This window comes from Pseudomonas sp. PKS (assembly GCF_051913525.1).
Taxonomy (GTDB): Bacteria; Pseudomonadota; Gammaproteobacteria; order Pseudomonadales; family Pseudomonadaceae; genus Aquipseudomonas; species Aquipseudomonas guariconensis_D.
Genome location: NZ_JBEGDO010000011.1, coordinates 1 through 14,478, shown reverse-complemented (window position 1 = coordinate 14,478; position 14,478 = coordinate 1). Strand labels below are relative to the sequence as shown.

The following is a 14,478-nucleotide window of genomic DNA, read 5'->3' as shown; positions in this document are numbered from 1 at the left end:
GGAGCCTTTGACCCCATGCCTCAGACCAAACACCCCGGTAATGCCCCCCAGCTGCTGAGCAGCCTGACTACTGCGCACCTGCCACCGCGCCGCGCCGACGCCCACAAGGGCGACTTCGGTCATGTGCTGGTGGTCGGGGGCGACCTGGGCACCGGCGGAGCGGTGATGCTCAGTGCCGAGGCGGCCCTGCGCTGTGGTGCTGGCCTCGTGAGCGTGGCGACACGCCCCGAGCACGTCGCTGCGGGTCTTGCGCGTCTGCCCGAAACCATGTGGCTCAGCGTGAGTTCGGCCAACCAGTTGATGGGCGTGCTCGAGCGTGCCTCGGTGCTGGTGGTCGGCCCTGGGCTGGGCCAGGCGGCTTGGGGCCGCAGCCTGTTGTCGGCGGCGGCCAACGCGCCTGTGCCGCAGGTTTGGGACGCCGATGCGTTGAATCAACTGGCGCACAGACCCCTGGCCTTGCACAGCGGCAGCATCCTAACTCCGCATCCAGGGGAGGCGGCGCGCATGCTGGGTATTTCCACCGAAGCGGTTCAGGCCGATCGCCCGGGAGCGGCCCGCAAGCTTGCTCGCAAGCATGCCAGTGTCTGTGTGCTCAAGGGCGCCGGTACCTTGGTGGCGGGCCCGGACGGGCAGTTGGCGCTGTGCGAGCGTGGCCATCCGGCCATGGCGGGCGCGGGCCTGGGCGATGTGCTGACCGGTGTGCTGGCCGCCTTGCTGGCCCAAGGCATGGACGCGTGGTCGGCCGCTTGCCTGGGCGTGTGGTTGCACGCCTGTGCGGGGGAGCGCTTGGGTGTGAAGGGAAGAGGCTTGGCGGCCAGTGATCTGGTTCCGGTCATTCGTGAGTTGTTGGAGGAGCATTCAGCGTGTCTGGCATAACCCTGTTTCTGGCCGACGAACCGGCCACCGTCGCATTTGGTGCGCGCTTGGCCGAAGTGACCGGCGGTCATGGCGTGATCTTTCTCGAAGGCGACCTGGGCGCCGGCAAGACCACGCTTTCGCGCGGGCTGATCCGCGGCCTGGGCCATACCGGGGCAGTCAAAAGCCCGACCTTCACCGTGGTCGAGCCCTACGAGATTGGCGATGTGCGCGCCTTCCATTTCGACCTGTACCGTCTGGTCGATCCGGAAGAGCTGGAGTTCATGGGGATCCGTGACTATTTCGAAGGAGACCCGCTGTGCCTGTTCGAATGGCCACAAAAGGGTGCGGGCGTTTTGCCAAAGCCCGACCTGACCATTACCATAAGCCCGCAAGCGAGTGGACGCTCGCTTCTCCTTTCACCGCAGGGGGCTCGCGGTGAGGCCTGGTGCGCCGCCCTGGCCACAGAATTCAAACAGTAAATGGGGTTAGGTATGCGCATACGCGCACTGGTCGCCGTCGTTGGGCTGCTGCTGACAGCGGTGACCGTTGACGCTCTGGCCGTCACACAAGTCAAGAGCATGCGTCTGTGGCGCGCACCGGATAACACACGGCTGGTCTTCGACCTATCCGGCCCTGTGCAGCACAGCGTCTTTACCCTGACCGCGCCGGACCGCCTGGTCATCGACATCAACGGCGCCACCTTGGGGGGGGCGCTGAATGTCGCCACCTCCAATACACCGATCAACAGTGTGCGTTCCGCCCAGCGCACGCCCACTGATCTGCGCGTGGTCGTCGACCTGAAAAAGGCCGTGACGCCCAAGAGCTTCACCCTGGCGCCCAACGCCCAGTATGGCAACCGCCTGGTGGTCGACCTGTACGACCAGGAGGCCGACGCCGTTGCCGCCACTACCCCGACCCCGCCGCCCGCGCAGACACCCGCTACCGCCCCGGCCGTGCCGGTGACGCCTGCCCAGCCGGCTATCAAATTGCCGCCGGTACCGAGTGGCAAGCGCGACATCGTCGTCGCCATCGACGCCGGACATGGCGGCGAGGACCCGGGTGCATCGGGCTCGCGTGGCCAGCATGAAAAAGACATCGTCCTGCAGATTGCCCGCGAGCTGCAGCGCCAGATCAACACCGAGCGCGGCTATCGCGCCGAGCTGACTCGAACGGGCGATTACTTCATCCCGTTGCGCAAGCGCACCGAGATCGCGCGCAAGAAGGGCGCCGATCTGTTCATTTCCATCCATGCCGATGCCGCGCCGTCCAAGGCCGCTTTCGGTGCATCGGTGTTCGCGTTGTCCGATCGGGGCGCAACCTCCGAGACTGCGCGCTGGCTGGCCGATACGGAAAACCGCTCCGACCTGATCGGGGGCGCCGGCAATGTCAGCCTCGACGACAAGGACCGCATGCTCGCGGGCGTGCTGCTGGACCTGTCCATGACCGCCACGCTCAGCTCCAGTCTCGATGTGGGGCAGAAGGTGCTGGGCAACATGGGGCGCATTACCCCGCTGCACAAGCGCCGCGTGGAGCAGGCTGGGTTCATGGTTCTGAAATCCCCGGATATTCCGTCGATCCTGGTGGAAACCGGGTTCATCTCTAATGCCAACGAAGCCGCCAAGCTGGCGACCACGAGCCACCAGCAGGCCTTGGCTCGCTCGATCCACACTGGTGTGCGTCAGTACTTCCAGCAAAGCCCCCCACCGGGGACGTACATCGCGTGGCTGCGCGACAGCGGCAAGATTGCCCAAGGGCCGCGCGAGCATACCGTGCGCCCCGGTGAGACCTTGGCCATGATCGCTGTGCGCTATCAGGTCAGCGTGGCTAGCCTGCGGACCACCAACAGCCTCAAGAGCGATGAGCTGAAGGTCGGCCAGCACCTCGACATCCCTGGCACTACCCTGGCTGCCCAGCAATGAGTGGTGGTTCGCGCATCCAGTTGCTCAGCCCTCGGCTGGCCAACCAGATCGCCGCAGGCGAGGTGGTCGAGCGCCCGGCTTCGGTGGCCAAGGAGCTGCTGGAGAACAGCCTGGACTCCGGTGCTCGACGTATCGATGTGGAGGTCGAACAGGGCGGAGTGAAGCTGCTGCGCGTGCGGGATGACGGTGGCGGCATCGCGCCTGATGATCTGCCGCTGGCCTTGGCGCGCCATGCCACCAGCAAGATTCGCGAACTGGAAGACCTCGAAGGCGTGCTCAGCCTGGGCTTTCGCGGCGAGGCCCTGGCGTCGATCAGTTCGGTGGCGCGCCTGACGCTCACCTCGCGCACCGCCGGCGCTGGCGAAGCCTGGCAGGTAGAGACAGAGGGGCGTGACATGACGCCGCGTGTGCAGCCTGCCGCGCACCCTGTCGGCACCTCGGTCGAGGTGCGTGACTTGTTCTTCAATACCCCGGCCCGGCGCAAGTTCCTCAAGTCGGAGAAGACCGAGTTCGATCACCTGCAGGAAGTTGTCCGTCGTCTGGCTTTGGCCCGCTTCGATGTCGGCTTCCACTTGCGCCATAACGGCAAGAGCATCCTCAGCCTGCACGAGGCGCCCGATGAGCTGACCCGGGCGCGGCGGGTCGGAACGATCTGCGGTCCGGGCTTCCTCGAGCAGGCCATGCCGATCGATGTCGAGCGCAATGGCCTGCGATTGTGGGGCTGGGTGGGGCTGCCGACGTTTTCGCGCAGCCAGGCCGACCTGCAGTATTTCTTCGTCAACGGTCGCGCCGTGCGTGACAAGCTGGTGGCGCACGCGGTTCGTCAGGCCTACCGCGATGTACTGTTCAATGGTCGCCACCCGACGTTCGTATTGTTCCTTGAACTCGAACCGAACGGGGTTGACGTCAACGTGCACCCCACCAAGCATGAAGTGCGCTTTCGTGAAGGGCGCATGGTCCACGATTTTCTGTATGGCACCCTGCACCGTGCCCTGGCGGACGTGCGTCCGGAAGACCAGCTCGCTGCGCCGGCTGCGGCTACCGAGATCGTACGTCCCAGTGGTCTACAGGCCGGTGAGTTCGGGCCCCAGGGCGAGATGCGCCTGGCCTCGCCAGTGCTGGAGCAGCCTCAGGCCGAGCCGCGGCAGTCGTTCGCCGGTGGCGGTGGTTCGGGTTATCAGTACCAATACACCCCGCGCCCCTCGCAGCCTGTGCCGGTTGCCGAAGCGCAGGCTGTCTATCGTGAGTTCTTCGCCCCGCTGGAGGGCGGCGTCCCTGCCCCGGTGGCGCTGCCGCAAAGCCAGGGCGATGTACCGCCGCTGGGCTTTGCCCTGGCCCAGCTCAAAGGCATCTACATCCTGGCCGAGAACGCCGTTGGCCTAGTGCTGGTGGACATGCATGCCGCCCATGAGCGCATCATGTACGAACGCCTCAAGGTGGCAATGGCCAGTGAAGGGCTGAGTGGTCAGCCGCTGCTGGTGCCCGAGTCGCTGGCCCTGAGCCAGCGCGAGGCTGATTGCGCCGAGGAGCATGCCCAATGGTTCCAGCGCCTGGGCTTCGAACTGCAGCGCCTGGGCCCAGAAACCCTGGCGATCCGACAGATTCCTGCCTTGCTCAAGCAGGCCGAGGCCAACCGGCTGGTCCAGGACGTGCTCGCGGATCTCATGGAGTACGGCACCAGTGATCGTATCCAGGCGCACCTCAACGAGCTGCTCGGTACCATGGCTTGTCATGGCGCGGTGCGTGCCAACCGCCGCCTGGCCATCCCCGAGATGAACGCGCTGCTGCGTGACATGGAGAATACCGAGCGCAGCGGCCAGTGCAACCACGGTCGGCCGACCTGGACACAGCTTGGGTTGGATGATCTGGACAAACTTTTCCTGCGCGGTCGATGACATGAGCGGCAAGCCCCCAGCGATATTCCTCATGGGCCCGACGGCGGCCGGCAAGACCGACCTTGCCATCGAGCTGACCAAAGTGCTGCCCTGTGAGCTGATCAGTGTCGATTCGGCGCTGGTCTATCGCGGCATGGACATTGGCACCGCCAAGCCCTCCAAGGATGTGCTGGCCGCACACCCCCATCGGCTGATCGACATTCTCGACCCGGCCGAGAGCTATTCGGCGGCGCAGTTTTGCACCGATGCGCTGGAAGCGATGGCTGAGATCACCGCCCGGGGCAAGATCCCTTTGCTGGTGGGCGGCACCATGCTCTATTACAAGGCATTGGTCGATGGCTTGGCGGACATGCCCGCCGCAGATGCTACCGTACGCGCCGAGCTCGAAGCCCAGGCGCGGGACTTGGGCCTGGCCGCGTTGCACCGGCAACTGGCCGAGGTGGACCCGGAGTCGGCGGCGCGCATCCATCCCAACGACCCGCAGCGACTGATCCGCGCCCTGGAAGTCTATCGGGTGAGCGGCGAAAGCATGACCGCGCACCGACAACGTCAATACGCGGAAAGTCGCGGCTCAGACGCAGGCGCGGGCGGCCATTTGCCCTATACTGTCGCCAGTTTGGCGATTGCTCCTACAGATCGTCACATTTTGCATCAGCGAATTGCGCTACGATTTTCGCAAATGCTGGAACAGGGGTTCGTCGACGAGGTCCGAGCACTGCGCGCCAGAAGTGACTTGCACGCAGGGCTGCCGTCTATACGGGCAGTGGGGTATCGGCAGGTCTGGGACTACCTGGACGGCAAGCTGACAGCCGAAGAAATGCGTGAACGCGGTATCATTGCCACTCGCCAATTGGCCAAGCGGCAATTCACCTGGTTACGTGGTTGGTCCGGCGTAGAGTGGCTCGACAGCCTGGCCTGCGACAATCTGTCCCGCACCTTGAAATACCTGGGGGCCATCTCCATATTGAGCTGAGTCCCTGCAATTGCCGTCTATTCTTGCGATTAGAATGGCTTGAATTACCGATTTTATTGTTTTTTTACTATTGATCCTTACAGGAGTGCGGCATATGTCAAAAGGGCATTCGCTACAAGACCCTTACTTGAACACCTTGAGAAAAGAAAAGGTCCCGGTTTCCATTTACCTGGTAAACGGTATCAAGCTGCAGGGCTCGATCGAATCCTTCGACCAATTCGTAGTGCTGCTGAAGAACACCGTCAGCCAGATGGTCTACAAGCACGCCATTTCGACCGTGGTTCCTGCCCGTCCGGTTCGCCTGCCAAGCCCGTCCGATTCCGAACACGGCGACAGCGAGCCAGGCAACGCCTGATAGGAGCCTGCATTGTTCTTTGAGCGCCACGGTGGTGGTGAGCGAGCGTTGCTCGTTCACTTGGAAGGTCAGAACCCTGAGGCGCGCGAAGACCCGCAGGAGTTTCAGGAACTGGCGCTGTCGGCCGGAGCGGAGATCGTTTCGCTGGCCACGGTGGCCCGGCACCAGCCTACAGCCAAGTACCTGATTGGCAGTGGCAAGGTCGAGGAACTGCGCGATCTGGTCCACGCCGAACAGGTCGATCTGGTGATATTCAATCACACCCTCACGCCCAGCCAGGAGCGCAACCTCGAACGCGTCTTCGAGTGTCGTGTGCTCGACCGTACCGGGCTGATCCTTGACATCTTCGCCCAGCGGGCGCGCACCCATGAGGGCAAGCTGCAGGTCGAACTGGCCCAGCTCGAGCATATGAGCACGCGGCTGGTACGCGGTTGGACCCACCTGGAGCGGCAGAAGGGCGGTATCGGCCTGCGCGGCCCGGGTGAGACCCAACTGGAAACCGACCGCCGCCTGTTGCGGGTCCGCCTGCGGCAGATCAAGGCGCGTCTGGAGAAGGTGCGCAGTCAGCGCGAACAGGCCAGGCGCGGCCGCAAACGTGCGGATATCCCGTCCGTTTCGCTGGTGGGCTATACCAACGCTGGCAAGTCAACGCTGTTCAACGCCTTGACCACCTCCGACGTCTACGCCGCCGATCAGTTGTTCGCGACCCTCGATCCGACCTTGCGTCGACTCGAACTCGCGGACCTGGGGCCGATCGTGCTGGCCGACACCGTGGGGTTCATCCGCCACCTGCCGCACAAGCTCGTCGAGGCATTTCGGGCTACGCTCGAAGAATCGAGTAACTCCGACCTGCTGCTGCACGTCATCGACGCTCATGAGCCCGAGCGCATGGAGCAGATCGAGCAGGTGCTGGCGGTGCTGGGCGAGATCGGCGCTGAAGGCTTGCCGATCCTCGAGGTCTATAACAAACTCGACCTGCTCGAAGATGTCGAGCCGCAGATCCAGCGAGATGCCGACGGCAAACCGCAGCGGGTCTGGGTATCGGCACGTGATGGACGTGGCCTGGAACTGGTTGGCCAGGCGATTGCCGAGTTGCTGGGGGATGATCTGTATGTCGGAACCCTGCGTCTGGAACAGCGACTTGCCCGCTTGCGCGCGCAATTCTTCGCTCTAGGCGCGGTGCAAGGCGAAGAGCACGATGAAGAAGGTCGCAGCCTGCTGAGCGTGCGATTGCCCCGGGTGGAGCTCAATCGCCTGGTCAGTCGCGAGGGCATGGAGCCTGAACTTTTCATCGAGCAACACACTTTGCAATAAATGCCCGTCGAGGTCGCCGGGCGACCGTGACAGGCATTCTGTAGCATTGGACGGCGCGCCGTGGGCGCGTCTTTGCTTTATCAGATGGAGAGCGCTATGGCTTGGAATGAGCCGGGTGGCAACTCGAACAATCAGGATCCCTGGGGCGGCCGTCGTGGCGGCGGTGGTGGTGGCGACAAGAAAGGTCCACCGGATCTGGACGAGGCCTTCCGCAAGCTGCAGGACAGCCTCAACGGCATGTTCGGCAGCGGCAAGAAACGCGGTGGCGGTGGTGACCGCAATGTTGGCAAAGGTGGCGGTCTGGGCCTGCTGGGCATCGGCCTGGCCGTGCTGGCGGCCATCTGGCTGTACAGCGCCGTGTACGTCGTGGACGAACAGGAACAGGCTGTGGTGCTGCGCTTTGGCAAGTACTACGAGACTGTCGGCCCGGGCTTGAATATCTATTTCCCGCCCATCGACCGTAAGTACCTTGAGAACGTGACCCGCGAGCGGGCCTACACCAAGCAGGGTCAGATGCTCACCGAGGACGAGAACATCGTCGAGGTGCCGCTGACCGTGCAGTACAAAATCACCAACCTGCAGGACTTCGTGCTCAACGTCGACCAGCCGGAGGTCAGTCTGCAGCACGCGACCGAAAGCGCCCTGCGCCATGTGGTGGGTTCCACCTCGATGGACCAGGTGTTGACCGAAGGCCGTGAGCAGATGGCCGTCGATATCCGTGAGCGCCTACAGCGCTTCCTCGACAACTACCGCACCGGTATCACCGTCACCCAGGTCAACGTGCAGAGCGCGGCAGCCCCACGTGAAGTCCAGGAAGCCTTCGACGACGTGATCCGTGCCCGCGAGGACGAGCAGCGTGCACGCAACCAGGCCGAGTCCTACGCCAACGGCGTGGTGCCGGAGGCCCGTGGTCAGGCCCAGCGCATCATCGAAGATGCCAACGGCTACCGCGATGAAGTGATCGCCCGCGCCAAGGGTGAGGCCGATCGCTTCAGCAAGTTGGTTGCCGAGTACCGCAAGGCACCGGACGTGACCCGTCAGCGCCTGTACCTGGAGACCATGCAGGAGGTCTACAGCAACTCGAGCAAGGTCCTGGTGACCAGCAAGGATGGGCAGAACAACCTGCTCTACCTGCCTCTGGACAAAATGGTCGAAGGCAGCCGCCATTCGGCTGCACCGGTCAGCACTGTACCGGCGTCGGCCAACGATGCGGCCGCGCGCGCGGCGCAGGAAATGCAACAGCAGCAACAATCGCTGCGTTCTAGGGAGAGCCGCTGATGAGCAATAAATCGCTGATCGCCCTGATCGCCGCCGTGGTGCTGGCCATCGTGGCCTGGAACAGCTTCTACATCGTGTCCCAGACCGAGCGTGCGGTATTGCTGCAATTCGGCCGCGTGGTCCAGGCGGATGTCCAGCCAGGCCTGCATGTGAAGGTCCCCTACGTCAACCAGGTGCGCAAGTTCGACGCCCGTCTGATGACCCTGGATGCACCGACCCAGCGCTTCCTGACCCTCGAGAAGAAAGCGGTGATGGTCGATGCTTACGCCAAATGGCGCGTCAAGGACGCTGAGCGCTTCTATACCGCGACGTCGGGCCTAAAGCAGATCGCCGATGAGCGTCTGTCCCGTCGTCTGGAAAGTGGCCTGCGTGACCAGTTCGGTAAGCGCACCCTGCATGAAGTGGTCTCCGGTGAGCGTGACGCGTTGATGGCCGACATCACCGCTTCGCTGAATCGCATGGCCAGCAAGGAGCTGGGTATCGAGGTCGTCGACGTGCGCGTCAAGGCCATCGACCTGCCGAAAGAAGTCAACCGCAGCGTGTTCGACCGCATGAGCACCGAACGTGAGCGTGAGGCCCGTGAGCACCGCGCCAAGGGTAACGAACTGGCCGAAGGTATCCGTGCCGATGCCGACCGTCAGCGTCGTGTGCTGCTGGCCGAGGCCTATCGTGAAGCAGAAGAGACCCGTGGTGACGGCGACGCCCAGGCGGCCGCCATTTATGCCAAGGCCTACAACCAGGATCCGGACTTCTACGCGTTCTACCGTAGCCTGCAGGCTTACCGCGAGAGCTTCTCCAGCAAGAGCGACGTGCTGGTCCTCGATCCGAAGAACGAGTTCTTCCGCTTCCTGGACAAGAGCAAGCCTTGAGTCTCTCCTGAAGGGCGCGCCCCGCCCGGCAGCTAAAATGCCAAGCGGGGTGCATCCTGAAGGAAAAGGGGTGTATGATGAGTCAGCCGGGAAATTCCCGGCTTTTTTGCGTCTGCAAGGTTGATCGGCAACGCGTCGGTTGACGAATTGGTCAGGTCGCAAGGCTATTCGAGGGTATTGGGTACGGTGGTAGCGCTGGGATCAGTGCTGCCCGCTGCTGTGCGCCAATGCCTGCTTTACTGACGGCTCGCCAGCAGGCAAGCCGCCCGGACCAGAGGGGAAATGGCGTAATGGCAACGGTAGACCGCTGGCTGCTGCCAGATGGCATCGAGGAAGTACTGCCGCCTGAGGCTGCGCGCATCGAGATCGCGCGTCGCCAGGTGTTGGACCTGTTCCAGAGTTGGGGTTACGAGCTGGTCGTCACCCCGCATATCGAGTACCTGGAATCGCTGCTCACCGGTGCCGGCCAGGACCTGGACCAGCGCACCTTCAAGGTGGTCGACCCGCAGTCCGGTCGCCTGATGGGCTTCCGCGCCGACTTCACCCCGCAGGTGGCGCGCATCGACGCCCACACCTTGCGACGCGAAGGACCGAGCCGCCTGTGCTATGCCGGTAGCGTTCTGCACGCTCAACCCCGTGCGCTGTCCACTTCGCGCAGCCCCATTCAGCTCGGTGCCGAGTTGTACGGCGATGCCAGCCCCACCAGTGACGTCGAGGTCATCAGTCTGATGCTCGCCACGTTGCAACTGACCGATGTCGCCGATGTGCACATGGACCTCGGCCATGTGGGCATCTACCGTGGCCTGGCCCGTGCCGCCGGCTTGTCCGGGGCGGTCGAGCAGCAGTTGTTCGACGCCCTGCAGCGCAAGGCCGTCGATGAAGTGCAGGCCCTGACCGCCGACCTGCCGAAGGATCTGGGCAACATGCTGCGCGCCCTGACCGAGCTGTGCGGTGGTCGTGAAGTACTGGCCGAGGCCCGTGTCCGCCTGGGTCGCGCGCCAGCCAGCGTGCTGGCGGCGCTTGACGATCTGCTGGCGATCGCCGATCGCCTGGCGGCGCGTTATCCAGACTTGCCGCTGTACTTCGACCTGGGCGAGCTGCGCGGTTACCACTATCACACCGGCGTGGTGTTCGCCGTGTTCGTTCCTGGTGTCGGTCAGTCGATCGCCCAGGGAGGACGCTACGACGACATCGGTGCCGATTTCGGCCGGGCACGCCCGGCCACCGGTTTCTCCACGGATTTGAAGACCCTGGTCACACTGGGGCGAGCGGAGGTCGTATTGCCTTCTGGCGGGATCTGGATGCCCGACAGCGGTGACACGGCCCTCTGGCAGATGGTCTGCCAGTTGCGCAACGAGGGCCAGCGTGTGGTCCAGGCTCTGCCTGGACAGCCGTTGAGTGCTGCTCTCGAGGCGGATTGTGATCGGCAATTGATTCAGCAAGACGGGCGCTGGCAGGTACTGCCGCTGACCCATTGAGATTCTTCGTCGGCCGTGGGCCGGCAACCAAGTTTGCGTGAATGAGGACAAGTGTTATGGGTAAGAATGTCGTCGTCCTGGGCACCCAGTGGGGTGATGAGGGCAAAGGCAAGATCGTCGATCTGCTGACCGAACATGCTGCCGCCGTAGTGCGCTACCAGGGTGGCCACAACGCGGGTCACACCCTGGTGATCAACGGTGAGAAGACCGTTCTGCACCTGATTCCTTCCGGCATCCTGCGTGAAGGCGTGCAGTGCCTGATCGGCAACGGCGTGGTCGTGGCTCCGGATGCCTTGATGCGTGAAATCACCAAGCTGGAAGAGAAGGGTGTACCGGTGCGCGAGCGCCTGCGCATCAGCCCGGCTGCTCCGCTGATCCTGTCCTACCATGTGGCCCTCGACCAGGCCCGTGAAAAGGCGCGTGGCGAAGCCAAGATCGGCACCACTGGCCGTGGTATCGGCCCAGCCTACGAAGACAAGGTCGCTCGTCGCGGCCTGCGCGTTGGCGATCTGTTCCACCGCGAGCGTTTTGCCGCCAAGCTCGGTGAGCTGCTGGATTACCACAACTTCCAGCTGGTGAATTACTACAAAGAGCCGGCGATCGACTTCCAGCAGACCCTGGACGAGTGCATGGCCTACGCCGAGCAGCTCAAGCCGATGATGCTCGACGTTACCGCCGAGCTGCACAACCTGCGTCGCGCCGGCAAGGACATCATGTTCGAAGGCGCCCAAGGCTCGCTGCTGGATATCGACCACGGCACCTACCCGTACGTCACCAGCTCCAACACCACCGCTGGCGGTATCTCCACGGGTTCCGGCGTTGGCCCGATGTACCTGGACTACATCCTCGGCATCACCAAGGCCTACACCACCCGCGTGGGTTCCGGCCCGTTCCCGACCGAGCTGTTCGACGAGACCGGCGCCACCCTGGCCAAGCGCGGCCATGAGTTCGGCTCCACCACCGGTCGTGCTCGCCGCTGCGGTTGGTTCGATGCCGTGATCCTGCGTCGCGCCATCGACGTCAACAGCATCTCGGGCATCTGCCTGACCAAGCTGGACGTGCTGGACGGCCTGGAAACCATCAACATCTGTGTTGGCTACAAGAACGAGAACGGTGCGGTCATCGACGCGCCTTCCGACGCTGACAGCTACATCGGCCTGGAGCCGGTGTACGAAGAGATGCCAGGCTGGAGCGAGTCGACCCTGGGCGTGAAAACCCTGGAAGAACTGCCGGCCAACGCCCGCGCCTACATCAAGCGCATCGAAGAGCTGATCGGCGCCCCAATCGACATCATCTCGACTGGCCCGGACCGCAACGAGACCATCGTACTGCGTCATCCGTTCGCCTGATCAACTGCTTCGGCAGTTGATCGAACGCCGCGCCCCCGCAAGGAGGTGCGGCGTTTTCATTTGAGCGCCATGCAGAAATGCCTTGCCCAGCGCCAGACATTGGCGTTTATCCCTGCTGCGTCGGGCACAACCCTTGCTGTATGAAACTCCTGTCGGTGCCATCAAAGTAATGGCGCCAGAAAACACGGGAGTTACAACGTGTCTGCCATTCTTTCACTGTTACGAAGCCGCCTCTTGCGGCCAGTGTTTGTTGCACTTGGTATCGCTCTTCTGGTGCAGGTGCTGGTTGCCGTTGCACTGACGCGGAGCACGGTCACGGCCTTGGAAGCCGATTTGGGTGCACGCCTGGGCAGCGACAGTCAGAAACTGGCCGGTGAACTGGAGCAGGCCGGGCAGGATGTCCGCGCCGGGCTCGACAGCCTCTCGGCCAGCACTCGTCAGCGTTTGAGCGCCGGCCTTTCCGAGCGGCTGCAGGGCGAGCAGCAGCAACTGCGCGCCACACTGGAGAAGAACCTCAAAGACTCGGCCAACGACATGGCCGAGCTATTGGCCTCTGTTGCGCCGCGCGCCATCTGGGACAACGACGTGCCGACGCTTTCGGACTTTGCGCGTCGCGCTCAGCGTAATCCCAACGTGCTGTTTGTCATCTATGACGACGCCCAAGGCCAACACCTGACCCGCTACCTGAACCGGCAAAATCCCATCAACCAGACGCTGATCGAGCGCGGGCAGGGCGAGCGTGCACTGGACAAGGTGCTCGATGCCGCGCGCAAGGACCCTTCGGTGTACTACGTCGAGGCGTCCATCAACCCCAATGGCGCCGAGATCGGCAAGGTGCTGATGGGCGTGTCCACTGCCGGCGTGGAGCAGGAGCTCAAGGCGCTGGACCAGCGCTTTGCCGCCTTGATCGCCAGCGGCGAGCAACTGGTGGGCGATAGCCTCGTCGCGGCCGCCGCCGACAGTGGCAAGGCCCTGCGGTCGCGTCTCGAGACCGCACAGAACAGCGCCACCGCCATGCAGGCCAACACCGCGCAAACCGTGCGCGATGCCGCTGCCGAGCTGCGCTGGCGGATCGGTCTGGGCCTGGTGCTAGTGGGCTTGGGCGTGCTGTTGGTGGTGGCCGTGGTGCTGGGGCGGCGTGTGGTCAACAAGCTGCGCTTGCTGATTGGGGCGCTGAACGACCTGGCGGCGGGCGAGGGCGATCTGACCAAGCGGGTGACCCTCGACAGCCGTGACGAGATCGGTGACATGGCCTCGGCGGTCAATCGCTTCGTCGACAAGCTGCAACCCATTGTCCGCGAGGCTGGCGAAGTGGCTCAGCGTACGGGTGTGGAAATCGACACCATGGCTCAGCGCAACGCGGGCGCGGACGCAGCCGCTGCGTTGCAGCGTGACGAGGTCGCCGCCAGCCTGCGTGATCTTTCGAGCATGGCAGACGAGGCCCAGGCCGAAAGCCAAGCCATGCAAGCGGCCTTGCAGCAAGTGGTGGATATCCGCCAGGCCACTGACGAGAACAGTCGCGCGTCCACCCAGCTGGCGCGTTTGATCGAGAACCTGGCCGGGGAGGTGGAGACGGGGTCTCAGGTAATCGAGCGTCTGGCCAAGCAGAGCGAGCAGATCGAAGTGGTGTTGACCGTGATCCACGGCATCGCCGAGCAAACCAACCTGCTGGCGCTCAACGCTGCCATCGAGGCTGCCCGGGCCGGAGAGACGGGGCGCGGCTTTGCCGTGGTCGCCGATGAGGTGCGCGCCCTGGCAAGCAAGACCCAGAGCTCCACGGGCGATATCCAGGCGCATATCGCCGCCTTGCAGGCCGGAGCCAAGGAGGCGGTGGCCACCATCAGCCAGGCGGGCCGCCAGGCCAGCGAGGGGTTGCTGGTGCTGCGTGACAACGAGCGTCGTCAGCAGTCGGTGCAGGCAGCGGTGGAGCAGGTGCACTCGGCCATCGGTCTTGCGACCCGGGCGGCTGAACAGCAGGCTCACGGGGCGCAGGCTGTGCGCGGACGAGTGGAGAATATCCATGCCCAGGCTGAGCGTTCGGCAGAGGTGGTGATGCAGACCACGGCCAGCAGCAAGGTGCTGGATGATCTGGCGGCACAGTTGCGGGCGAGCCTGGGGCAGTTCCGCGCCTGAAAAAGATCGTTGGGGGTTGTGACTGGGCAACTGTTGCCCTGCCGGACCTTTGGTGTG

At 63.8% G+C, this 14,478-nt stretch carries 12 protein-coding genes and 1 pseudogene; all 13 read left to right on the top strand.

Annotated features, from left to right (window positions below; all coding sequences use genetic code 11):
- Positions 1-15: 15 nt before the first annotated feature.
- The 13 genes and pseudogenes from ABOA88_RS13255 to ABOA88_RS13195 all read left to right on the top strand — a co-directional run bounded on the left by ABOA88_RS13255 (position 16) and on the right by ABOA88_RS13195 (position 14,421).
- Positions 16-876 (top strand): NAD(P)H-hydrate dehydratase, encoded by an 861-nt coding sequence (locus tag ABOA88_RS13255; protein WP_367851636.1) that lies wholly within the window; start codon positions 16-18, stop codon positions 874-876.
- A complete protein-coding gene (gene tsaE, locus ABOA88_RS13250; RefSeq protein WP_043211984.1) occupies positions 864-1,337 on the top strand; it encodes a tRNA (adenosine(37)-N6)-threonylcarbamoyltransferase complex ATPase subunit type 1 TsaE in 474 nt (157 codons plus the stop codon). The genes ABOA88_RS13255 and tsaE overlap by 13 nt, the downstream gene beginning before the upstream one ends.
- Positions 1,338-2,777, top strand: coding sequence for an N-acetylmuramoyl-L-alanine amidase (locus ABOA88_RS13245; RefSeq protein WP_196169282.1), 1,440 nt, complete (start codon positions 1,338-1,340; stop codon positions 2,775-2,777).
- Positions 2,774-4,672: a DNA mismatch repair endonuclease MutL gene (gene mutL / locus ABOA88_RS13240; RefSeq protein ID WP_367851637.1), complete on the top strand. Its 1,899-nt coding sequence runs from the start codon at positions 2,774-2,776 to the stop codon at positions 4,670-4,672. The genes ABOA88_RS13245 and mutL overlap by 4 nt, the downstream gene beginning before the upstream one ends.
- A 1-nt stretch (position 4,673) precedes the next feature.
- Positions 4,674-5,645: a tRNA (adenosine(37)-N6)-dimethylallyltransferase MiaA gene (gene miaA / locus ABOA88_RS13235; protein WP_196169280.1), complete on the top strand. Its 972-nt coding sequence runs from the start codon at positions 4,674-4,676 to the stop codon at positions 5,643-5,645.
- Positions 5,646-5,739: 94 nt separating this feature from the next.
- The gene (hfq, locus tag ABOA88_RS13230; protein WP_003258160.1) at positions 5,740-6,000 is read left to right on the top strand and encodes an RNA chaperone Hfq; all 261 of its coding nucleotides are present in this window, start codon (positions 5,740-5,742) and stop codon (positions 5,998-6,000) included.
- Between the two features lie 12 nt (positions 6,001-6,012).
- Positions 6,013-7,314 carry a ribosome rescue GTPase HflX gene (gene hflX, locus ABOA88_RS13225; RefSeq protein WP_043211980.1) on the top strand — a complete coding sequence of 434 codons (1,302 nt, stop codon included), beginning with the start codon at positions 6,013-6,015 and terminating at the stop codon, positions 7,312-7,314.
- Positions 7,315-7,410: 96 nt separating this feature from the next.
- Complete coding sequence (hflK, locus tag ABOA88_RS13220; protein ID WP_196169279.1) at positions 7,411-8,592, top strand: FtsH protease activity modulator HflK; 1,182 nt, start codon at positions 7,411-7,413, stop codon at positions 8,590-8,592.
- On the top strand, positions 8,592-9,461 hold the full coding sequence (gene hflC / locus ABOA88_RS13215) for a protease modulator HflC (RefSeq protein WP_196169278.1): 870 nt from the start codon (positions 8,592-8,594) through the stop codon (positions 9,459-9,461). The genes hflK and hflC overlap by 1 nt, the downstream gene beginning before the upstream one ends.
- 290 nt (positions 9,462-9,751) lie before the next feature.
- Positions 9,752-10,939, top strand: coding sequence for an ATP phosphoribosyltransferase regulatory subunit (locus ABOA88_RS13210; protein WP_043211975.1), 1,188 nt, complete (start codon positions 9,752-9,754; stop codon positions 10,937-10,939).
- 56 nt (positions 10,940-10,995) lie between these two features.
- Positions 10,996-12,288: an adenylosuccinate synthase gene (locus ABOA88_RS13205; protein WP_013974430.1), complete on the top strand. Its 1,293-nt coding sequence runs from the start codon at positions 10,996-10,998 to the stop codon at positions 12,286-12,288.
- Positions 12,289-12,822: 534 nt separating this feature from the next.
- A pseudogene (locus ABOA88_RS13200) lies at positions 12,823-13,563 on the top strand (HAMP domain-containing protein); the annotation flags it as partial.
- Positions 13,537-14,421, top strand: a complete 885-nt coding sequence (locus ABOA88_RS13195; protein WP_390483973.1) for a methyl-accepting chemotaxis protein — start codon at positions 13,537-13,539, stop codon at positions 14,419-14,421. The pseudogene ABOA88_RS13200 and the gene ABOA88_RS13195, both read left to right, overlap by 27 nt.
- The last annotated feature ends 57 nt before the right edge of the window (positions 14,422-14,478 follow it).